The sequence below is a fragment of the Streptomyces sp. NPDC093984 genome, from assembly GCF_044764595.1.
In the GTDB taxonomy this organism is placed as follows: Bacteria; Actinomycetota; Actinomycetes; order Streptomycetales; family Streptomycetaceae; genus Streptomyces; species Streptomyces cynarae.
This window is the reverse complement of record NZ_JBIWIM010000001.1, coordinates 1,474,464-1,495,322: the sequence shown is the minus strand read 5'-3', so window position 1 is coordinate 1,495,322 and position 20,859 is coordinate 1,474,464. Positions and strand designations below refer to the sequence as shown.

The 20,859-nt window shown below is 70.8% G+C and carries 18 protein-coding genes; 7 read left to right on the top strand and 11 right to left on the bottom strand.

Annotated elements, in window-relative coordinates; genetic code table 11:
* Positions 1–31 precede the first annotated feature (31 nt).
* The 5 genes from ACIRC0_RS06710 to ACIRC0_RS06690 all read left to right on the top strand — a co-directional run bounded on the left by ACIRC0_RS06710 (position 32) and on the right by ACIRC0_RS06690 (position 7,191).
* On the top strand, positions 32–1,132 hold the full coding sequence (locus ACIRC0_RS06710; protein ID WP_403612765.1) for a sugar ABC transporter substrate-binding protein: 1,101 nt from the start codon (positions 32–34) through the stop codon (positions 1,130–1,132).
* A 179-nt stretch (positions 1,133–1,311) separates the two neighbouring features.
* On the top strand, positions 1,312–2,103 hold the full coding sequence (locus tag ACIRC0_RS06705) for an ATP-binding cassette domain-containing protein (protein WP_200418385.1): 792 nt from the start codon (positions 1,312–1,314) through the stop codon (positions 2,101–2,103).
* Positions 2,100–3,392, top strand: a complete 1,293-nt coding sequence (locus tag ACIRC0_RS06700) for a sugar ABC transporter permease (RefSeq protein ID WP_403612135.1) — start codon at positions 2,100–2,102, stop codon at positions 3,390–3,392. Before ACIRC0_RS06705 ends, ACIRC0_RS06700 begins: the two co-directional genes overlap by 4 nt.
* Before the next feature lie 191 nt (positions 3,393–3,583).
* Positions 3,584–5,521, top strand: a complete 1,938-nt coding sequence (gene dxs, locus ACIRC0_RS06695; protein WP_403612133.1) for a 1-deoxy-D-xylulose-5-phosphate synthase — start codon at positions 3,584–3,586, stop codon at positions 5,519–5,521.
* A gap of 146 nt (positions 5,522–5,667) precedes the next feature.
* Complete coding sequence (locus tag ACIRC0_RS06690; protein WP_403612130.1) at positions 5,668–7,191, top strand: amino acid permease; 1,524 nt, start codon at positions 5,668–5,670, stop codon at positions 7,189–7,191.
* 22 nt (positions 7,192–7,213) lie between these two features.
* On the opposite strand, the gene ACIRC0_RS06685 is transcribed toward ACIRC0_RS06690, so the two are convergent.
* The 6 genes from ACIRC0_RS06685 to ACIRC0_RS06660 all read right to left on the bottom strand — a co-directional run bounded on the left by ACIRC0_RS06685 (position 7,214) and on the right by ACIRC0_RS06660 (position 15,050).
* Complete coding sequence (locus ACIRC0_RS06685) at positions 7,214–7,585, bottom strand: NTP pyrophosphohydrolase (RefSeq protein WP_403612128.1); 372 nt, start codon at positions 7,583–7,585, stop codon at positions 7,214–7,216.
* Between the two features lie 205 nt (positions 7,586–7,790).
* Complete coding sequence (locus ACIRC0_RS06680) at positions 7,791–9,920, bottom strand: 3-hydroxyacyl-CoA dehydrogenase NAD-binding domain-containing protein (protein WP_403612125.1); 2,130 nt, start codon at positions 9,918–9,920, stop codon at positions 7,791–7,793.
* Positions 9,917–11,137 (bottom strand): thiolase family protein, encoded by a 1,221-nt coding sequence (locus ACIRC0_RS06675; RefSeq protein ID WP_403612122.1) that lies wholly within the window; start codon positions 11,135–11,137, stop codon positions 9,917–9,919. The genes ACIRC0_RS06680 and ACIRC0_RS06675 overlap by 4 nt, the downstream gene beginning before the upstream one ends.
* Before the next feature lie 701 nt (positions 11,138–11,838).
* Entirely contained in the window at positions 11,839–13,116 is a 1,278-nt protein-coding gene (locus ACIRC0_RS06670; protein ID WP_403612120.1) for an HRDC domain-containing protein, read from the bottom strand.
* A 323-nt stretch (positions 13,117–13,439) separates the two neighbouring features.
* The gene (locus ACIRC0_RS06665) at positions 13,440–14,102 is read right to left on the bottom strand and encodes a response regulator transcription factor (RefSeq protein ID WP_043444816.1); all 663 of its coding nucleotides are present in this window, start codon (positions 14,100–14,102) and stop codon (positions 13,440–13,442) included.
* Between the two features lie 282 nt (positions 14,103–14,384).
* Positions 14,385–15,050: a DUF3000 domain-containing protein gene (locus ACIRC0_RS06660; protein ID WP_403612117.1), complete on the bottom strand. Its 666-nt coding sequence runs from the start codon at positions 15,048–15,050 to the stop codon at positions 14,385–14,387.
* A 235-nt stretch (positions 15,051–15,285) separates the two neighbouring features.
* Here ACIRC0_RS06660 and hemE point away from each other — a divergent pair, with 235 nt between their 5' ends.
* Positions 15,286–16,353: a uroporphyrinogen decarboxylase gene (hemE, locus tag ACIRC0_RS06655; RefSeq protein WP_403612115.1), complete on the top strand. Its 1,068-nt coding sequence runs from the start codon at positions 15,286–15,288 to the stop codon at positions 16,351–16,353.
* A gap of 69 nt (positions 16,354–16,422) precedes the next feature.
* On the opposite strand, the gene ACIRC0_RS06650 is transcribed toward hemE, so the two are convergent.
* The 3 genes from ACIRC0_RS06650 to ACIRC0_RS06640 all read right to left on the bottom strand — a co-directional run bounded on the left by ACIRC0_RS06650 (position 16,423) and on the right by ACIRC0_RS06640 (position 17,833).
* Positions 16,423–16,716, bottom strand: a complete 294-nt coding sequence (locus tag ACIRC0_RS06650; RefSeq protein WP_403612112.1) for a hypothetical protein — start codon at positions 16,714–16,716, stop codon at positions 16,423–16,425.
* A gap of 42 nt (positions 16,717–16,758) precedes the next feature.
* Positions 16,759–16,929, bottom strand: a complete 171-nt coding sequence (locus ACIRC0_RS06645) for a hypothetical protein (RefSeq protein WP_403612109.1) — start codon at positions 16,927–16,929, stop codon at positions 16,759–16,761.
* Positions 16,930–17,014: 85 nt separating this feature from the next.
* Positions 17,015–17,833, bottom strand: coding sequence for a rhomboid family intramembrane serine protease (locus ACIRC0_RS06640; protein WP_403612107.1), 819 nt, complete (start codon positions 17,831–17,833; stop codon positions 17,015–17,017).
* A 125-nt stretch (positions 17,834–17,958) separates the two neighbouring features.
* Between ACIRC0_RS06640 and ACIRC0_RS06635 the strand changes: the two genes are divergently transcribed.
* Entirely contained in the window at positions 17,959–18,300 is a 342-nt protein-coding gene (locus ACIRC0_RS06635) for a hypothetical protein (protein WP_403612105.1), read from the top strand.
* Positions 18,301–18,354: 54 nt separating this feature from the next.
* Here ACIRC0_RS06635 and ACIRC0_RS06630 read toward each other — a convergent pair whose 3' ends face one another.
* Complete coding sequence (locus tag ACIRC0_RS06630) at positions 18,355–19,764, bottom strand: FAD-dependent oxidoreductase (protein ID WP_403612102.1); 1,410 nt, start codon at positions 19,762–19,764, stop codon at positions 18,355–18,357.
* Positions 19,765–19,791: 27 nt separating this feature from the next.
* Positions 19,792–20,757 (bottom strand): DUF4349 domain-containing protein, encoded by a 966-nt coding sequence (locus ACIRC0_RS06625; protein ID WP_403612099.1) that lies wholly within the window; start codon positions 20,755–20,757, stop codon positions 19,792–19,794.
* Positions 20,758–20,859: the final 102 nt, after the last annotated feature.

Genomic DNA, 20,859 nt, shown 5'->3' with positions numbered 1-20,859 from the left:
GTCAGGGAGGTTTCTAGAAGTGAACACGCGTATGCGTCGTGCGGCCTTCGCCGTTGCTGCTGGTGCCATGGCCGTTTCGCTCGCCGCCTGTGGCAGCGCCAAGGAGTCCGGCAAGAGCTCGTCCTCGTCCTCGAGCGCCAAGAAGGGCGACGCCATCAAGGTGGGTCTGCTTCTCCCCGAGAACCAGACGGCGCGCTACGAGAAGTTCGACCGGCCCTTGATCGAGAAGAAGGTCAAGGAGCTCACCAGCGGCAAGGGCGAGGTCGTCTACGCCAACGCCAAGCAGGACGCCACCCTGCAGAGCCAGCAGGTCGAGACCATGATCACCAACAAGGTCGACGTGCTGATCCTGGACGCGGTGGACTCCGCGGCCATCAAGAACTCCGTGCAGAAGGCCAAGGACGCGGGCATCCCGGTCATCGCCTACGACCGTCTGGCGCAGGGCCCGATCAGCGGCTACACCTCGTTCGACAACGAGACCGTCGGCAAGACCCAGGGCCAGGCCCTCCTCACGGCCCTCGGCTCCAAGGCGAAGTCCGGCAAGATCGTCATGATGAACGGCTCCGTCACCGACCCGAACGCCGCGCAGTTCAAGAAGGGCGCCCACGAGGTGCTCGACGGCAAGGTGAACATCAGCAAGGAGTACGACACCAAGGACTGGAAGCCGGAGAACGCCAACACCAACATGGAGGGCGCCATCTCCGCCCTCGGCAAGCAGAACATCATCGGCGTCTACTCCGCCAACGACGGCATGGCCGGCGGTATCATCACCGCCCTGAAGGCCGCCGGCATCAAGGGCATCCCGGTCACCGGCCAGGACGCGGAGCTCGCGGGTGTGCAGCGCATCGTCACCGGCGACCAGTACATGAGCGTCTACAAGCCGTACCCGCAGGAGGCGGACGTCGCCGCGGAGATGGCCGTCGCCATTGCCCAGGGCAAGTCGCTCGACTCGATAGCGAAGGACAAGGTCGACAGCCCGACCACCAAGCAGGTGCCCTCCGTCCTGGTCCCGGTCGTCGCTCTGACGAAGGACAACATCAAGGACACCGTCATCAAGGACGGCATCTACACCGTCGCGGACATCTGCACTCCGCAGTTCAAGTCGGCCTGCGACAAGATCGGCCTGAAGTAACCGGCCTCAAGCCCCTTTCCCTCCACGGGGATTCGCCCTTGAATTCCCGTGAGGGACTGGCGCACTGAAGCTCCTCCGGCGCCCTGCCTTCACCAGCCCCGCAAGCTCGTCGCGGGGCGCCGGACGGAACACCCCCCAAACTTCTGCACAACCTCCCGCCGGGTCAGGCGGCGAAGGAGATGGTTCACGTGTCCGCTACGCCCGTGCTGGCGTTGCGCGGGGTCTCCAAGCGGTTCGGTGCCGTTCAGGCGCTCACCGACGTAGAGCTTGAGGTCCACGCCGGTGAGGTGGTCGCCCTGGTCGGCGACAACGGCGCCGGAAAATCCACGCTGGTCAAGACGATCGCCGGCGTGCACCCCATCGATGAGGGCGTCATCGAGTGGGAAGGCAAGACCGTCCACATCGGCAAGCCGAACGACGCCCAGAACCTGGGCATCGCGACGGTCTACCAGGACCTCGCGCTGTGCGACAACATCGACGTCGTCGGCAACCTCTACCTGGGCCGGGAGATCCGCCGCCGCGGTGTCCTGGACGAGGTGGAGATGGAGCGGCGCTCGCGCGAGCTGCTGGACCAGCTGTCCATCCGCATCCCCAGCGTCCGCATCCCGATCGCCTCGCTCTCCGGCGGTCAGCGCCAGGTCGTGGCCATCGCCCGTTCCATGCTCGGTGAGCCCAAGCTGGTGATCCTCGACGAGCCCACCGCCGCCCTCGGCGTCGAGCAGACCGCGCAGGTCCTCGACCTGGTGGAGCGGCTGCGGGAGCGCGGTCACGCCGTGATCCTCATCAGCCACAACATGGCCGACGTGAAGGCCGTCGCCGACAAGGTGGCGGTGCTGCGTCTGGGGCGCAACAACGGCGTCTTCGAGGTCAAGACGACCTCCCAGGAAGAGATCATCTCCGCCATCACCGGCGCCACGGACAACGCCGTGACCCGTCGTGCGGCGCGCAGCAATGGGGAGATCAAGAAGTGAGCATCGACAACACCTCCACGCCCCCCGAAGACACCGTCGTGGAGAACCCCGAGGCGGCGGCGAAGGCGGTCACCGCCGTCGACCCCCGTCTGCTGGTGCGCGAGCAGGGCTTCGCGGGCTACATCACCGAGTTCAAGCGGAAGATGAAGGCCGGTGACCTGGGCGCGATCCCGGTCGTCATCGGTCTGGCGATCATCTGGATCATCTTCCAGAGCCTGAACTCGAACTTCCTCACCGCCGGCAACCTCTCCGACATCTCCGTCGCCATGGTCGGCACGGGCATGATCGCCGTCGGCATCGTCTTCGTGCTGCTGCTCGGTGAGATCGACCTGTCGGTCGGCTCGGTCTCCGGTGTCGCGGGCGCCACGTTCGCCGTCCTGAACATCACCCACGGCATGAGCGAGTGGCTCGCCTTCGTGCTGGCCATCCTCACCGGTACGGTCGCCGGCGCGATTCACGGCTTCGTCTTCGCGAAGATCGGTGTGCCCGCGTTCGCGGTCACCCTGGCAGGTCTGCTGTTCTGGAACGGCTTCATGCTCCAGATCCTCGGCGACAGCGGCACGATCAACCTGAACAGCGACGGCCTCGTCGCCAAGCTGACGACGTACTACTTCTCCGACGTGGCCGCCGCCTACGGGCTCGCGCTCGCGGTGACCGTGCTGTACTTCCTCAGCTCGTACTTCGGCAACAAGCGGCGCGAGGCAGCGGGTGTGCCGTCCCGGCCGCTGAGCGAGACGATCCTGCGCACGGCGCTGCTGGCGGTCCTCGCGTTCGCCGTGGCCGTCGTCTACAACCAGTACAAGGGCCTGCCGCTCGCCGTCGTCATCTTCATCGCTGTGCTGCTCGTCACGGACTTCGTGCTGCGCCGCACCGCGTACGGCCGGAAGGTGTTCGCGCTCGGCGGCAGCGTGGAGGCGTCCCGCCGCGCCGGTATCAACGTGGCCGCGGTCCGCATCTCGGTCTTCGCCATCTCCGGCACGTTCGCCGCGATCGGCGGTCTGTTCATCGCGTCGAAGATCGCGTCCGCCAACCAGGGCGCCGGTGGCGGTGACCTGCTGATGAACGCCATCGCCGCCGCGGTGATCGGTGGTACGTCGCTGTTCGGTGGGCGTGGCCGCACGTGGAACGCGCTGCTCGGTGTGCTGGTGATCGTCTCGATCCAGTACGGCCTCGCCCTGGAGGGCATCGCCTCGCCGGTGCAGTACATGATCACCGGTGGTGTGCTGCTCGCCACGGTCGTCATCGACGCCGTGACCCGCAAGACCCAGAAGACGGCCGGCCGCGCGTAGCCGCAGCCGAACCTCCAGGTCACTGTGCCCGGCGCCAACGGCGGTGCCGGGCACAGTCCTGTGTCCGGCACCGTGTTTCGGCGGACACGTCGGGGGGATCCATGGGGCCATCGGTGATCCCTCACAGGCGGAACATTAGACTCGACAGGCCCGGCGAACGCTCGACACAGCTCTACTGCAAGGAGGCACGGGTGCCGCTGCTGACCCGCATCAGGGGACCGCGCGATCTGGACCGGCTCAGCCTGGAGGAGCTGGACCAGCTGGCAGAGGAGATCCGGACCTTCCTCGTCGACGCCGTCTCCAAGACCGGCGGCCACCTCGGTCCGAACCTCGGTGTGGTCGAGCTCACCATCGCCCTGCACCGCGTCTTCGACTCCCCGAAGGACAAGGTGCTGTGGGACACCGGCCACCAGGCCTACGTCCACAAGCTGCTCACCGGCCGTCAGGACTTCTCCAAGCTGCGTAGCAAGGGCGGTCTGTCCGGCTACCCCTCGCGCGCCGAGTCCGACCACGACGTCATCGAGAACTCGCACGCCTCCACCGTCCTCGGCTGGGCCGACGGCCTGGCCAAGGCCAACCAGCTGCTCAAGCGCGACAGCCACGTCGTGGCCGTCATCGGTGACGGCGCCCTCACCGGCGGTATGGCCTGGGAGGCGCTGAACAACATCGCCGACGCCAAGGACCGCCCGCTGGTCATCGTCGTCAACGACAACGAGCGCTCCTACGCGCCCACGATCGGCGGCCTCGCCAACCACCTGGCCACCCTGCGCACCACCGACGGCTACGAGAAGTTCCTGGCCCGTACCAAGGAGGTCCTGGAGCGCACGCCCGTCGTCGGCAAGCCGCTCTACGAGACCCTGCACGGCGCCAAGAAGGGCCTGAAGGACTTCATCGCCCCGCAGGGCATGTTCGAGGACCTGGGCCTGAAGTACGTCGGCCCGATCGACGGGCACGACATCGAGGCACTGGAGTCCGCCCTGGCCCGCGCCAAGCGGTTCGGCGGCCCGGTCATCGTGCACTGCCTCACCGAGAAGGGCCGCGGCTACAGGCCCGCCGAGCAGGACGAGGCCGACCGCTTCCACGGCATCGGCCCCATCCACCCCGACACCGGCCTGCCCATCAAGGCGGCCGCCGCCAGCTGGACCTCCGTCTTCGGCGACGAGATGGTCAGGCTCGGCCGGGAGCGCGACGACATCGTCGCCATCACGGCCGCGATGCTCCAGCCGGTGGGCCTGAAGAAGTTCGCGGACGCCTTCCCGAACCGGATCTACGACGTCGGCATCGCCGAGCAGCACGGCGCGGTCTCCGCCGCCGGCCTCGCCACCGGCGGTCTGCACCCCGTCTTCGCGGTGTACGCGACCTTCCTCAACCGCGCCTTCGACCAGGTGCTCATGGACGTCGCCCTGCACAAGTGCGGTGTGACGTTCGTGCTCGACCGGGCGGGCATCACGGGCGACGACGGCGCCTCCCACAACGGCATGTGGGACATGTCGATGCTCCAGGTGGTGCCGGGCCTGAGGATCGCCGCCCCGCGCGACGCCGAGCAGCTGCGGGCCCAGCTGCGTGAGGCCGTCGACGTGGACGACGCGCCGACCGTGCTGCGCTACTCCAAGGGCGTCGTCGGCCCGGCCGTCCCCGCCGTCGGCAAGGTCGGCGGCATGGACGTGCTGCGCAAGGCGGAGGCCCCCGTGCCGGACGTCCTGCTGGTCTCCGTCGGCGCGCTCGCCCCCATGTGCCTGGAGATCGCCGACCTCCTCGACAAGCAGGGCATCTCCACCACCGTCGTCGACCCCCGCTGGGTCAAGCCCGTCGACGAGGCGCTGGCCCCGCTCGCCGAGCGGCACCGAGTGGTCGTCACCGTCGAGGACAACTCCCGCGTCGGTGGTGTGGGTTCGGCGATCGCGCAGGCGCTGCGCGACGCGGGTGTGGACGTGCCGCTGCGCGACTTCGGCGTCCCGCCGCGCTTCCTCGACCACGCCTCCCGCAAGGAGGTCCTCGCGGAGATCGGCCTGACCGCGCCGGACATCGCCCGCCAGGTCACCGGGCTGGTCTCCAAGCTCGACGGCAGCCGCTACGACCGTACGGGCTCCGCCCAGACCGTGGACTCCGTGGAACCCGCCCGCGACTGATACGACCCGCCGCACGCGCCCGGGCCGGTTTCTCCATCCTTTACGGTGGCGAAACCGGCCCGTTTGCGTGAATCTGCCCGTGCCGGGGCACACGGAGCACGCCCCCTCTCGATCATGTCGGGGACGGTGAGCGCGGGAGGTACGCCATGAGGAGCACCCTCTTCCGGACGAAGAACGTCGAGCAGTCGATCCAGGACACCGAGGAGCCGGAGCACGCGCTCAGAAAGACCCTGTCGGCCCTGGACCTGACCGTGTTCGGCGTCGGGGTCATCATCGGCACCGGCATCTTCGTGCTCACCGGCAAGGTCGCCAAGCAGAACGCGGGTCCCGCCGTCTCCCTGTCCTTCGTCGTGGCCGGCGTCGTCTGCGCGCTCGCCGCGCTCTGCTACGCGGAGTTCGCCTCCACGGTGCCGGTCGCGGGGTCCGCGTACACGTTCTCCTACGCCACGCTGGGCGAGCTGCCCGCCTGGATCATCGGCTGGGACCTGGTCCTGGAGTTCGCGCTGGGCACGGCGGTGGTCGCCGTCGGCTGGTCCGGGTACATCCGCTCCCTGATGGACAACGCGGGCTGGCACCTGCCCGCCTATCTCGGCGGACGGGAGGGCGCGCACGGATTCGGCTTCGACATCCTCGCCGCCGCGCTCGTCCTCCTCCTCACCGCGATCCTCGTCCTCGGGATGAAGCTGTCGGCCCGGGTCACCCAGCTCGTCGTCGCCATCAAGGTGACCGTGGTGCTGATCGTGATCATCGGGGGCGCCTTCTTCGTCAACAGCGCCAACTACAAGCCGTTCGTCCCCGAGCCGCAGGCGGTGCCGGCGGGCGGCAGCCTCAAGGCGCCGCTCATCCAGCTGATGGCCGGCTGGGCACCGTCCAACTTCGGTGTGATGGGCATCTTCACCGCCGCGTCCGTCGTCTTCTTCGCCTTCATCGGCTTCGACATCGTGGCGACCACCGCCGAGGAGACCCGCAACCCGCAGCGCGACATGCCGCGCGGCATCCTCGGCTCCCTGTTCATCTGCACGGCGCTGTACGTGGCGGTGTCGATCGTCGTGACCGGCATGGAGCACTACAGCAGGCTGTCCGTGGACGCCCCGCTCGCCGACGCGTTCAAGGCCATCGGGCACCCGTGGTTCGCGGGTGTGATCAGCTTCGGTGCCGCCGTCGGCCTGACCACCGTCTGTCTGATCCTGCTGCTCGGCCAGACCCGGGTCTTCTTCGCGATGAGCCGCGACGGGCTGCTGCCCCGCTTCTTCTCCCGCGTCCACCCGCGTTTCAAGACCCCGCACCGGCCGACCATCCTGCTCGGCGTGGTCATCGCCGTCGTCGCGGGCTTCACCAGCCTCAGCGAACTGGCCGAACTGGTGAACATCGGCACGCTGTTCGCGTTCATCGTCGTCGCGATCGGCGTGGTCATTCTCCGCCGCACCCGCCCCGACCTGCCACGCGCCTTCCGCACCCCGCTCGTCCCGGTGGTGCCGATCCTGTCGGTGTGCGCCTCGCTGTGGCTGATGCTGAACCTGCCCGCCGAGACCTGGCTGCGGTTCGCGATCTGGCTGGTGGTCGGGTTCGTCGTGTACTTCCTCTACGGCCGTTCGCACAGCCGTGTGGGACGTGCCGGGGAGTCCGCGGCGGGCGGGGGGAGCGGGCCGTCCGGAGGCGGCACGCGGTGACCGCGGCGTTCCGCGTGGGGATTCAGCGCACCGTACGCGGGCCCGTCACCTCCGCGCCGAGATCCGTCACCCGGCGCCGTAGCTCCCGGTCCGCCGTGACGACCAGGACCTGGCGGTCCCCGGCCTCGGCGACCAGTTCGACGATACGGTCGTCCCCGCTGCCGGGGGCCGCGTCCACCCGGATGCCGGGCACGGCCTCCACGCCGCGCGCCGCACCCTCCACGACCAGCACCAGCTCCAGCGGCCCGGGAAAGCCGGGCAGCCCGTCGGCGGCCAACGGCACGAGACGGTCCCGCAGCCGGTCGGCGGCGCCCCGCCGGTCCCGCCACCAGCCGTCGGGCACCGACCCGACGACGTTCGCGCCATCGACGATCACCAGGAGCGGGACACTCATGCCACCCAGCGTCCCACGAGCCTGTCCGGCCCGCGCTGGGGAAGCCTCATTGAAATCGGGGGAGTGCCAACGGCCCCCGCTGAACGGCTCCTGGCTGCGGGTGCCGGGACGGCGGCTTTGACCGGTCCCGACGCGACCGGCCTTGCGCACACGACGAGAAAGGGCCTCCGCCTTGCGCGGAGGCCCTTTCACCGTGCTGCGGCCGTTACGCCGGAACCGACGCCACGCCCGGCTCGATGAACGTCCTGCCGTTCACGCGCTCCGAGACACCCTCGCGGTCCAGGTACGGCGTGATGCCGCCCAGGTGGAAGGGCCAGCCGGCGCCCGTGATCAGGCACAGGTCGATGTCCTGGGCCTCGGCGACGACGCCCTCGTCCAGCATCAGGCCGATCTCCTGCGCCACCGCGTCCAGGACGCGGGCGCGGACCTGCTCCTCCGTCAGGACCGTGTCGCCCTGCTTCAGCAGCGCGGCGACCTCCGGGTCCAACTCGGGCTTGCCGCTGTCGTAGACGTAGAAGCCGCGCTTGCCCGCCTCGACGACCGCCTTGAGGTTCGGGGAGACCGTGAAGCGGTCCGGGAACACCTTGTTGAGGGTCTCCGAGACGTGCAGGCCGATCGCCGGGCCGACCAGCTCCAGCAGGACCAGCGGGGACATCGGCAGACCCAGCGGCTCCACCGCCTTCTCCGCCACCTCGACCGGGGTGCCCTCGTCGATGACGTTCTGGATCTCGCCCATGAAGCGGGTCAGGATGCGGTTCACGACGAACGCCGGGGCGTCCTTGACCAGAACCGCCGTCTTCTTCAGCTTCTTGGCCACCGCGAAGGCGGTCGCCAGCGAGGCGTCGTCCGTCTTCTCGCCGCGGACGATCTCGAGCAGCGGCAGGACCGCGACCGGGTTGAAGAAGTGGAAGCCGACGACCCGCTCCGGGTGCTTCAGCTTCGACGCCATCTCCGACACGGAGAGGGAGGAGGTGTTGGTCGCCAGGATCGCGTGCTCGGGCGCGACCGCCTCGACCTCCGCGAACACCTGCTGCTTGACGCCCATCTCCTCGAACACGGCCTCGATGACGAAGTCCGCGTCCGAGAAGCCCTCCGCCTTGTCCAGGACACCGGAGACCAGCGCCTTGAGGCGGTTGGCCTTGTCCTGGTTGATCCGGCCCTTGCCGAGCAGCTTGTCGATCTCGGCGTGGACGTAGCCCACGCCCTTGTCGATGCGCTCCTGGTCGATGTCCGTCAGGACGACCGGGACCTCGAGGCGGCGCAGGAAGAGCAGGGCGAGCTGCGACGCCATCAGACCGGCGCCGACGACACCGACCTTGGTGACCGGGCGCGCCAGGCTCTTGTCGGGGGCGCCCGCCGGGCGCTTGCCGCGCTTCTGGACGAGGTTGAACGCGTAGATGCCGGCGCGCAGTTCACCGCCCATGATCAGGTCCGCGAGGGCCTGGTCCTCGGCGTCGTAGCCCTGCTGCAGGTCGCCGTTCTTCGCGGCGGCGATGATGTCGAGGGCGCGGTAGGCGGCCGGGGCCGCGCCGTGCACCTTGCTGTCCGCGATGAAGCGGCCCTTGGCGACGGCCTGGTCCCAGGCCTCGCCGCGATCGATGACCGGGCGCTCGATGACGATCTCGCCCTTGAGGACGGCCGCCGTCCAGGTCAGCGACTGCTCCAGGAAGTCGGCGCCCTCGAAGAGGGCGTCGGCGATCCCGAGCTCGTAGACCTGCCGGCCCTTGAGCTGCTTGTTCTGGTTGAGGCTGTTCTCGATGATGACCGAGACGGCCTTGTCGGCGCCGATCAGGTTCGGCAGCAGCGTGCAGCCGCCCCAGCCGGGGACGAGGCCCAGGAAGACCTCGGGGAGGGAGAAGGCGGGGAGGGCCGCGGACACCGTGCGGTAGGTGCAGTGCAGGCCGACCTCGACGCCGCCGCCCATCGCCGCGCCGTTGTAGTACGCGAAGGTGGGCACGGCCAGCTTGGACAGGCGCTTGAAGACCTCGTGGCCGCCCTTGCCGATGGCCAGCGCGTCCTCGTGCCGCTTCAGCAGCTCGACACCCTTGAGGTCGGCGCCGACCGCGAAGATGAACGGCTTGCCGGTGATGCCGACGCCGACGATCTCGCCGTCCGCGGCCTCCTTCTCGACCTGGTCGATCGCGGTGTTGAGGTTCGCGAGCGAGGCCGGGCCGAAGGTGGTCGGCTTGGTGTGGTCGTGGCCGTTGTCGAGGGTGATCAGGGCGAACCGGCCCACACCGAACGGCAGGTCGAAGTGGCGTACGTGCGCCTGCGTGACGACCTCGTCCGGGAACAGCTCGGCCGCGCCCTTCAACAGCTCAGCGGTGGTGCTCACTTGTCGCCTCCGTCGAAGTGCGGGTTCTCCCAGATGACCGTCGCGCCCATGCCGAAGCCGACGCACATGGTGGTGAGGCCGTAGCGGACCTCCGGCTGCTCCTCGAACTGGCGGGCGAGCTGCGTCATCAGCCGGACGCCGGAGGAGGCCAGCGGGTGGCCGAAGGCGATCGCGCCGCCGTACTGGTTGACGCGCTCGTCGTCGTCCGCGATGCCGTAGTGGTCGAGGAAGGCCAGGACCTGGACGGCGAAGGCCTCGTTGATCTCGAACAGGCCGATGTCGGAGATGGACAGGCCCGCCTTGGCGAGGGCCTTCTCCGTGGCCGGGATCGGGCCGTAGCCCATGACCTCCGGCTCGACGCCCGCGAAGGCGTAGGAGACGAGACGCATCTTGACCGGCAGGCCGTTCTCGCGCGCGAAGTCCTCGCTCGCGATGATCGAGGCGGTGGCGCCGTCGTTCAGACCGGCCGCGTTGCCCGCGGTGACCCGGCCGTGGACGCGGAACGGCGTCTTCAGGCCCGCCAGGTTCTCCAGCGTGGTGCCCGGGCGCATCGGCTCGTCGGCGGTGACCAGGCCCCAGCCGGTCTCGCCGCTCTCGGGGTTCGTGCGGCGTACGGAGATCGGCACCAGGTCCTGCTGGATCTTGCCGTTGGCGTACGCCTTCGCGGCCTTCTCCTGGGAGCGCACGGCGTATTCGTCGGCGCGCAGCTTGGTGATGTGCGGGTAGCGGTCGTGGAGGTTCTCCGCGGTCATGCCCATGAACAGCGCGGACTCGTCGACCAGCTTCTCGCTCACGAACCGCGGGTTCGGGTCGACGCCCTCGCCCATCGGGTGGCGGCCCATGTGCTCCACACCGCCCGCGATGACGGCGTCGTAAGCGCCGAACGCGATCGAGCCGGCCGTGGTCGTCACGGCCGTCATCGCACCCGCGCACATACGGTCGATGGAGTAGCCGGGGACCGACTGCGGGAGTCCGGCGAGGATGCCCGCGGTGCGGCCGAGGGTCAGGCCCTGGTCACCGATCTGCGTGGTCGCGGCGATGGCGACCTCGTCGATCTTCTTCGGGTCGAGACCCGGGTTGCGGCGCAGCAGCTCCCGGATCGCCTTCACGACGAGGTCGTCGGCGCGGGTCTCGTGGTAGATGCCCTTCGGGCCCGCCTTGCCGAACGGGGTGCGGACGCCGTCGACGAAGACGACGTCCCTGACGGTACGAGGCACGATGGCTCTCCTCCAGGGTGCGGGATGGCACTGCTGCGACACGCTGAGCGCGCGCTCAGCACCATGCTACTTGTGGGTAACCAAGCTGCCCAGTCCCGCACGCCCAAGCGGCGAAGGTCACACCTTCGGCGGAGCCGCGGAGCCCCCGCGGGGCCGGCAAGGGCTCGGAACGGGAGGCGGCAGGCCGCATCCCTGTAAGGGGCCATCCCGGCAAGGGGACGGGGGCCGCCTCGGCATGCGGCCCTGCCGTGTCGGCATGCGGCTGCGCCTTGTCGCCATGCGGCTGCCCAGCTCGGCATGGGTCTCCGCCGTGTCGGGATGCGGCTGCGCGGCGTCAGCATCGGTGCGGCAGTCCGCATCCTTGCGAGGGGCTGTCCCCGCAAGGGGGCGGGGAGCCGCGTCGGCATGCGCCCCTGCCGTGTCGGCATGCGGCTGGCGCCGCTGGCGCCGTGTCGGCGCGGGCTGCGGGGGGTCGCCATGCGGCTTCGCCGCGTCGATGGCTGCCTGGCTCGGCATGGGACTCCGCATGCGGCTTCGCCGCGTCGACATGGGACCCCGCCGGTTGCCATGCGGCTGCGCCGCGTCGGCACGGGCTGCGGGGGTCGCCATGCGACCCCGCCATGTCGGCATGCGGCCCCGCCCCGCAGGCGTCAGCCACCGAAGGCCCCCGCACCCGCCGTACGACAAAGCCGCTACGGCGACTAGGCGCCCTTTACCGACAGCGCCTTCACCAGGACCGGGGTGACCTGTTCGATCTGCCATGCCCTCGCGCCGTACCCGGCCAGCGCGGCGGCCACGGACTCCGCGTCCACCGGCTTCGGCGGCTCCCAGCACAGGCGCCGCACGATGTCCGGGGAGATCAGATTCTCCTGGGGCATGGTGAGCTGCTCGGCCAAGGCCGACACCGCGGCGCGCGCGGCGGACAGCCGGGCGGCCGCCGCCGGATCCTTGTCGGCCCAGGCCCGCGGCGGCGGCGGACCCGTCACCGGCTGCCCCGGCTGCGGCAGCTCCGCCTCCGGCAGCGCCTTGGCGCGATCGATCGCGGCCTGCCACTGCTCCAGCTGGCGCCGCCCCATGCGGTGCCCGAAGCCGTTCAGCGCGGCCAGGGCGTGCACGTTCGGCGGCAGGGCGAGGGCCGCCTCGACGATCGCGGCGTCCCCGAGCACCTTGCCCGGCGAGACGTCCCGGCGCTGCGCGATCCGGTCCCGGGTCTGCCACAGCTCCCGGACGGCCGCCATCTGCCGGCGGCGGCGCACCTTGTGCATCCCGGACGTACGGCGCCAGGGGTCCTTGCGCGGCTCGGGCGGCGGCGCGGAGGCGATGGCGTCGAACTCCTGACGGGCCCACTCCAGCTTCCCCTGCCGCTCGAGTTCCTTCTCCAGGGCGTCCCGCAGGTCCACGAGCAGTTCGACGTCGAGGGCGGCATAGCGAAGCCAGGGCTCGGGCAGGGGCCGCGTCGACCAGTCGACTGCGGAGTGGCCCTTCTCCAGGATGAAGCTGAGGACGCTCTCCACCATGGCGCCGAGTCCCACCCGCGGGAACCCGGCGAGGCGTCCGGCCAGCTCGGTGTCGAACAGACGGGTGGGCACCATGCCTATCTCGCGCAGGCAGGGCAGGTCCTGGGTGGCGGCGTGCAGCACCCACTCAGCGTCGGAGATCGCCTCCCCCAGGGCCGACAGGTCGGGGCAGGCCACCGGGTCGATCAGCGCGGTGCCCGCGCCCTCGCGGCGCAGCTGCACGAGGTAGGCGCGCTGGCCGTACCGGTACCCGGACGCGCGCTCGGCATCGACCGCGACGGGGCCGGTGCCGGCGGCGAAGGCGGCGATCACCTCGGCGAGGGAGGCCTCGTCGACGATCACGGGCGGAATGCCGTCTCGCGGCTCGAGCAACGGGATCGGCGCCGTTTCGACGTCGTCCGGAGGGGCGCCTCCGGTGGTTCGCAGTGGGCTGTCTGCTGCGGTCTCTTGGGCGTCGGTCACCTGTCAAGGGTATCTGTGTGTCGACTACGCCCGCCGACGGAACGTTCCGTCGACGGGCGATGGGGGGTCGTAAATCAGTCATGTGTCACATGGGTCGTTCGTGTCCGCACAAGGGCGCGCCGCCGGTTGTGCGGCGCGGGACGGCGGGCGTCCAGGGTGTGCCTCCAGCTCCCCGGACGCGGCTCGGCGGCGGCTCGGTGCGGACGCGGACCGGGGCGGGCGCAGGAGGGGTCGCGGAAGTCAGGGAGTCAGGGGGCCGGGGAGCCGGGGGGCTGGTGGTCAGGGGGTCGGGGAGTCAGGGGCTGGTGGTCAAGGGGAGAAGGTCAGTGGATGATGCCGGTCCGCAGGGCCACCGCCACCATCCCGGCACGGTCGCCGGTGCCGAGCTTGCGGGCGATGCGGGCCAGGTGGCTCTTCACGGTCAGTGCGGACAGGCCCATCGAGACGCCGATCGCCTTGTTCGACTGCCCTTCGGCGACCAGTCGCAGCACCTCCACCTCGCGGCCGGACAGCTCGCGGTAGCCGCCCGGGTGGCTCGGGGCACCCGGGGGGCGGCGGTGCAGGCGCGCGGCGGCGGCGCCGATGGGGGCGGCACCGGGTCGGGTGGGGAGCCCGATGTTGGTGCGGGTGCCGGTGACGACATAGCCCTTGACTCCGCCCGCGAGGGCGTTGCGGACCGCTCCGATGTCGTCGGCGGCGGACAGGGCCAGACCGTTGGGCCAGCCCGCCGCCCGGGTCTCCGACAGGAGGGTGAGACCGGAGCCGTCGGGGAGGTGGACGTCGGCGACGCAGATGTCGCGCGGGTTGCCGATACGAGGACGGGCCTCTGCGATGGACGACGCCTCGATGACGTCGCGCACTCCGAGTGCCCAGAGATGGCGGGTGACGGTGGAACGAACGCGCGGGTCGGCCACGACGACCATGGCGGTCGGCTTGTTCGGGCGGTAGGCGACCAGGCTTGCGGGCTGCTCGAGGAGAACGGACACCAGGCCTCCTGGATGGGTGCGGGGACGGGGCCGGCTCGGGGAAGCGGCCGGGACGAACCGTGTTTCAAGGTCACAGTCGTCTTCGGCACCAAACTCGTGCTCCTTTAGAGAATGATCACGATTTGGTGAGTAACAATCCGTGCAATTCGGACGCACGAGCGATCATCTGAGGATCGAGTCGGTTCGGTCCATGGTCAATACGAGGCCGAAAGTGGCCGTATCGACAAAGAGATGGCAAGGAAGGTAAAGGCGACATTGACAGCGCCGGTGGGCGCGCCGGGGTCAGCGGGGCTGTGGCCCGCGACGCTGCGGCAGCGTCACCACCGAGGCGTCGCCCGGCCCCGCCGGGGGCAGGCCCGCCACCTGGCACAGCAGGTCGCACCAGGAGGCCAGGTGCGCCGCGGTGTCCGGGACGCCTCCGATCCCCTCCCGGGGCGTCCACGAGGCCCGGATCTCGATCTGGGAGGCGGCCGGACGGGTGGCGAGACCGCCGAAGTAGTGCGAGCTCGCGCGCGTGACGGTCCCGCTCGGCTCGCCGTACGCCAGCCCGCGGGCCTGGAGCGCGCCGGTCAGCCAGGACCAGCACACGTCGGGCAGCAGCGGGTCCGCCGCCATCTCCGGCTCCAGTTCCGCGCGCACCAGCGTCACCAGGCGGAAGGTGCCCTGCCAGGCCTCGTGTCCGGCCGGGTCGTGCAGCAGGACGAGGCGCCCGTCGGCAAGGTCCTCCTCGTCGGCGACCACGGCGGCCTCCAGCGCGTACGTGTGCGGGGCGAGCCGCTGCGGCGGGCGCGACGGCTCGATCTCGATCTCCGGCCGCAGGCGTGCGGCCTTCAGGGCGTCGACCGCGGCGCGGAAGGGCAGGGGAGCCGTGTCCATCGCATCGCCCTCCCCCTCCGCGTCGTCCATTCCGCCGTCGCCGTCCGTCAGTCGTTCCTGAGCCGCAGCCATGCGGGGAAGATTAAGGGGAAGAAAGCGCGTCCGCTTGGAGAGACACCCCTTGCCGCCGGGGGTTCGGCTGCCGTGCGCGGGTTCGTCGTGGCTGGTTCCTGTCGTAGGGCGGGCGGGTCCTTCGGAGTGTGGTGCGCCGAGGCGGCTCAGCCGCGCGCGGACACAGCCCCGCGCCCCTCCGGGGGCGCTGCCGCCCCGAGGCCGAATCGCTCCGGTGGCGTGCGAGACTTTTTGCGTGAGTGTCAATGACCGCCCCGCCCCGGGCCAGCCGACAGCGACGTACGACTCCGCCTTTCTCAGGGCGTGCCGGCGCGAGCCCGTGCCGCACACGCCGGTGTGGTTCATGCGGCAGGCCGGGCGCTCGCTGCCCGAGTACCGCAAGGTGCGTGAGGGCATCCCCATGCTCGAGTCCTGCATGCGGCCCGAGCTGGTCACCGAGATCACCCTGCAGCCGGTCCGCCGGCACGGCGTGGACGCGGCGATCTACTTCAGCGACATCGTCGTGCCCCTGAAGGCGATCGGCGTCGACCTCGACATCAAGCCAGGTGTCGGCCCGGTCGTCGAGCACCCGATCCGCACCCGCGCCGACCTCGCCCGGCTGCGCGACCTGACCTCCGAGGACGTCTCCTACGTCACCGAGGCGATCAAGCTGCTCACCGCGGAGCTGGGCGAGACCCCCCTGATCGGTTTCGCGGGCGCGCCCTTCACCCTCGCGAGCTACCTCATCGAGGGCGGTCCGTCCCGTACGTACGAGCACACCAAGGCGCTCATGCACGGCGACCCGCAGCTGTGGTCCGACCTGGTGGACCGGCTCGCGGACATCACGGCCGCCTTCCTGAAGGTCCAGATCGAGGCCGGCGCCTCGGCCGTCCAGCTCTTCGACTCCTGGGCCGGTGCCCTGGCCCCCGCCGACTACCGCCGCTCGGTCCTGCCCGCCTCGGCCAAGGTCTTCCGGGCCGTCGAGGGCTACGGCGTCCCCCGCATCCACTTCGGTGTCGGCACCGGTGAGCTGCTGGGGCTGATGGGCGAGGCCGGCGCGGACGTCGTCGGCGTCGACTGGCGCGTGCCGCTGGACGAGGCGGCCCGTCGCGTCGGCCCCGGCAAGGCACTCCAGGGCAACCTGGACCCGGCGGTGCTCTTCGCCCCGCGCGAGGCCGTCGAGGCCAAGACCCGCGAGGTCCTGGACGCCGCCGCCGGCCTCGAGGGCCATGTCTTCAACCTCGGCCACGGTGTCCTGCCGTCCACCGACCCGGACAGCCTCACCCGGCTCGTGGAGTACGTCCACACGCAGACGGCCCGCTGACCGGGGCCGGCGAACGAACGGTGACCCGCGCCGAGGGCGCCGCCCACGGCGGCACCGGCGCGGGCTCCCTCAGTCGCCCAAGGACTCGTCCCCGGTCCCATCGGGCTCCTGGAACTCCGGTGCGAGAGGGCCGCGGTCGTCCTCGTGCCGCGTGGTGAACGCCTCCGCGGAGGTGTCCTCGTCGGCGGCGTGACGGGCGTCCGCTGTCTCTTCGAACGAGGTCGCACCAGGGGCCCGGTCCTCTTCGGACTCGGTGGTCTCCGTGCGCTCGGGCCAGCCGGGTGCTCCCGTGTCGCCCGTGTCTCCGGCATCGCTGCGCATGCCCGGGGCCGGGGCTGCGCGCTCCGTCCGCCGGTCGGACATCAGACCTCCTCCAGTCGCGCGGGCGGCCGTGACGACCGCGGCTCAAACGGAACCCTCATCGGTTTCCTTCCGTGCGTCGGTGCCCTTGGCCGGGGGACCACCGGAGGTGTCGGGCTTCGACCGCCCCTGTTCCTCGGGGTGGACGTCCGGCTCGCCGGTCTCCCGCTCGAGCGGCGACTGCGGCTCGCGTTCACGTTCGCGTGGGTCGCCCATGATGACTCCCGATGACGTGCCTGTCGGACGTATCGGGTTCCGTGGAGTGTGCGGGCGAAACGCCTGGCGGCGGCCCCCGCCGACCTCACCAGGTGTGGCGGGCCTGCCTGCCCCACAGCAGTCCGCGCGGTTCGGGTGGCGGCGGGGTGCCCTGGCGCAGGGGGAGGGCCAGGATCATGCCCGCGATGAAGCCGACCACATGGGCCGCGTAGGCCACGGTCCCGGCCGAGGAGACACCGTTCCCGGACGAGTAGACCGCCTGCAGCACGAACCAGAAGCCGAGCACGATCCACGCGGGCAGCCGCAGCGGCAGGAACAGCAGGAACGGCACGAGGATCCACACCCGCACCCTGGGAAAGAGCACCAGGTACGCGCCCAGTACGCCCGCGATGGCGCCCGAGGCGCCGATCAGCGGGTCGCTCGAACTCGCGTTGAGGTACGCGTAGCCGTAGCCCGCCGCGTACCCGCACGCGACGTAGAACAGCGCGAAGCGGATGTGGCCCAGGCGGTCCTCGATGTTGTTGCCGAAGATCAGCAGGAAGAGCATGTTGCCCAGCAGATGCAGCCAGCTGCCGTGCAGGAACATCGCGGTGAACACCGACGCCGGCGGCGACTTGTCGTAGTCCGGCGGGGCCACCACACAGCCGGGCCCGTGCGGGCCGACCCCGACCGCGCCCGTGGGCACGAGCCGCGGCAACTGGTCGTGGATCAACTCGCGCGGCACCGCGGCGTAGTGGTCCAGGAACGCCTGGAGGTGGCAGAACTGGGACAGGTCGCTCTGCCCCGCCACGGAGCCCGCCAGGCCGGGGGTGAACAGGAAGACGGCGACATTGGCCGCGATCAGCGCGTACGTCACATAGGGCGTACGGCGCACCGGGTTCACATCATGGACGGGGATGACCACAAGGAAGTACTGCCCTGGATCGGCCGGGTGAATCGGTGAACGCGGCGGTCCGCGGCTGCGTATGTCTCCTCAACCGCCCGCGGTGCGGGGAAGGCGTGTCGCGGGGACGACGTGAGGAACAGGCGATGAACGACCGAGTTACTCCTCCGATACACGCCCTGCCCGAAGGCGAGGCCGAGCTCGCGCTGGTGATCCAGCTGCCCTGGGAGGACGTCGCGCGGCTCGGCCAGGAGGCCGCCCGGCTCGCGACCCAGATGCAGCGGCCCGTGACCCTCGACGAGGCGGTCAGCCACCGGCTGCGGTCCTCGCGGGGCGCTGCCGCGCATGCGAAGCCGATGGCTCAGCCACAGCCGCCCGCGGTGGCCTCCAGTGCGTCCGTGTCCTCGTTGCCGTCACGGCCGCCGACCGAGCAGGCCCGGCAGGCGATCGAGCGGATCAACGGGATGGGTCAGCACGAGACGGCTTGAGGGGACCCCCATCGCGTAGGGGCCGCAACCTGCGCCCCTACGGGGGGCTCTCCCTCACCCCATGTTCTTCCGTACCGCCGCTGTCGCCTTGCGGGCCGCCACCAGGATCGGGTCCCACACCGGTGAGAACGGCGGGGCGTAGCCCAGGTCCAGGGCCGTCATCTCCTCCACCGTCATCCGCGCGGTCAGCGCCACCGCCGCGATGTCCACGCGTTTGGCCGCGCCCTCCCGGCCGACGATCTGGACGCCCAGCAGGCGGCCCGTGCGGCGTTCGGCGAGCATCTTGACCGTCATGGGGGCCGCGTTCGGGTAGTAGCCCGCGCGGCTCGTCGACTCGATCGTGACCGTCTCGTACCGCAGCCCCGCCCGCCGCGCGTCCTTCTCCCGCAGACCGGTGCGGGCGATCTCCAGGTCGCACACCTTGCTCACGGCCGTGCCGACGACGCCCGGGAACGTGGCGTAGCCGCCGCCCACGTTGGTGCCGATGACCTGCCCGTGCTTGTTGGCGTGGGTGCCCAGCGGAATGTGCCGCTCGCGGCCGGAGACCAGATCGAGGACCTCGACGCAGTCGCCGCCGGCCCAGATGTTCTCGTGACCGCGCACCCGCATCGCGAGGTCGGTGAGCAGCCCGCCGTGGTCGCCGAGCGGCAGCCCCGCGTCCCGCGCCAGGGCCGTCTCGGGCCGCACGCCGATGCCGAGGACCACCACGTCCGCCGGGTACTCGGCGTCCTGCGTGCCGACCGCGCGGACCCCGCCGTCGTCATCGGTGAGGATCTTGGTGACCTCGGCGTCGTCCACCATGGTGATGCCGAGGCCTTCCATGGCCCGGTGAACCAGCCGGCCCATGTCCGCATCGAGCGTGCTCATGGGTTCGCTGCCGCGGTTGACGACGGTGACCTCGTAGCCGCGGTTGATCATCGCCTCGGCCATCTCCACGCCGATGTAGCCCGCGCCGACGACCACCGCCCGGCGCCCCTTCGTGGCGGCAAGGGCGTCCAGGAGCGCCTGGCCGTCGTCCAGGGTCTGCACCCCGTGCACCCCGGGCGAGTCGGCGCCGGGCAGGTCGGGGCGGATCGGGCGGGCCCCGGTCGCGATCACCAGCTTGTCGTAGGACGTCCACGCCTCGGCCCCGGAGTCCACGTTCCGGGCGCGGACCCGGCCGCCCGCCACGTCGATCTCCGTGACCTCCGTCCGCATGCGCAGGTCGATGTCGCGCGCCCGGTGCTCCTCGGGCGTACGGGCGATCAGCTCGTCCCGGGTGGCGACGTCTCCACCCACCCAGTACGGGATGCCGCACGCCGAGAACGAGGAGAAGTGGCCGCGTTCGAACGCCACGATCTCCAGTTCGTCGGGGCCCTTGAGGCGGCGCGCCTGCGATGCGGCGGACATGCCCGCCGCATCGCCGCCGATGACGACCAGGCGCTCCCGCGGACGGCTCGTACGGCTGGTACCGCTCATGTTCATGCGAACACGCTACGGGCAGGGGGCATCTCAGTCCTGCTCGCCCCGGTTTTCGTGCTCGGGTGCCGTGCGGGCCACGGGGAGCGGGCCGAGGGCGGTCGCCGCCGGCACCGGGTCCGGACGGCGCGGCAGCCGGGGGCGTACCACCCGGGTCCAGAGCAGCACCGCGACGGCCGCGAGCACCAGGAAGGGGAGGGCGGCGCCGATCGCCAGGGCGATCCACCGCAGGAGCGCGACGAAGACGTGCCAGCCGCCCGCCAGGGCGTCCAGGAAACCGGGCCGGTCGTCCTTCGCCGCCTTCTGGACCGGGGTCTGGGATAGCGAGAGCGTGATGGTGGCCAGGCTGGTGCGGTCCTTCAGGGACGCCTGCCGGGCGAGCAGGGCCTCCAGGTCGGCCTCGCGGGAGCTCAACTCCCCTTCCAGGGCGACCACGTCACTGAGCTTCGTCGCCCGGTCCATCAGCTCCCGCACCCGTGCCACGCTGGCGCGCTGCGACCTGATGCGGCTCTCGACGTCGACGACCTGGTCGGTGACGTCCTCGGCCTTGGCGGTGCGCTCGATGAGCTTTCCCGCGCCCTGGAGCGCGGTGAGGACCTGGTCGTACTTCTCGGTGGGGACCCGCAGCACGAGCCGGGTGCGTTCGTTGCCCTCGGTGTCGCGCGTGGTGCTCTCGTCGCCGACGAACCCGCCCGCGTTCTCGGCGGTCGCGCGCGCCTCGTCGAGGGCCTTGGGCACCTCCTTGACCTGCACGGTCAGCGATGCCGTACGGATGACGGCGTTCGTGGTGAGCTTCGGCGTGCCGCCGCGCGCCGTCGAGCCGCCGCCCGTGCCGCTGTCGGCGGCGCCCTGCCGCTGCGCGCCCGAGGCGGCCCCGGCCTTGCCGTCGCTCGACGCGCCGGTGTCGTCGGCGCTGCTGCAGCCCGCGAGCGCGAGCACGGCGGCGAGCAGCGTCGCGGCCAGTACCCGCACCGGGCGTGGGGAGCGTGGAGTGTGCATGCGGTCGAACCCCCGGAAGTCGTCGTTACGGACGCTTCTTCGACTCCGGGCCCCCGCAGAACGTTGGCCGGATCCGGTCCCGATGCGGTCACGGTCGGGACT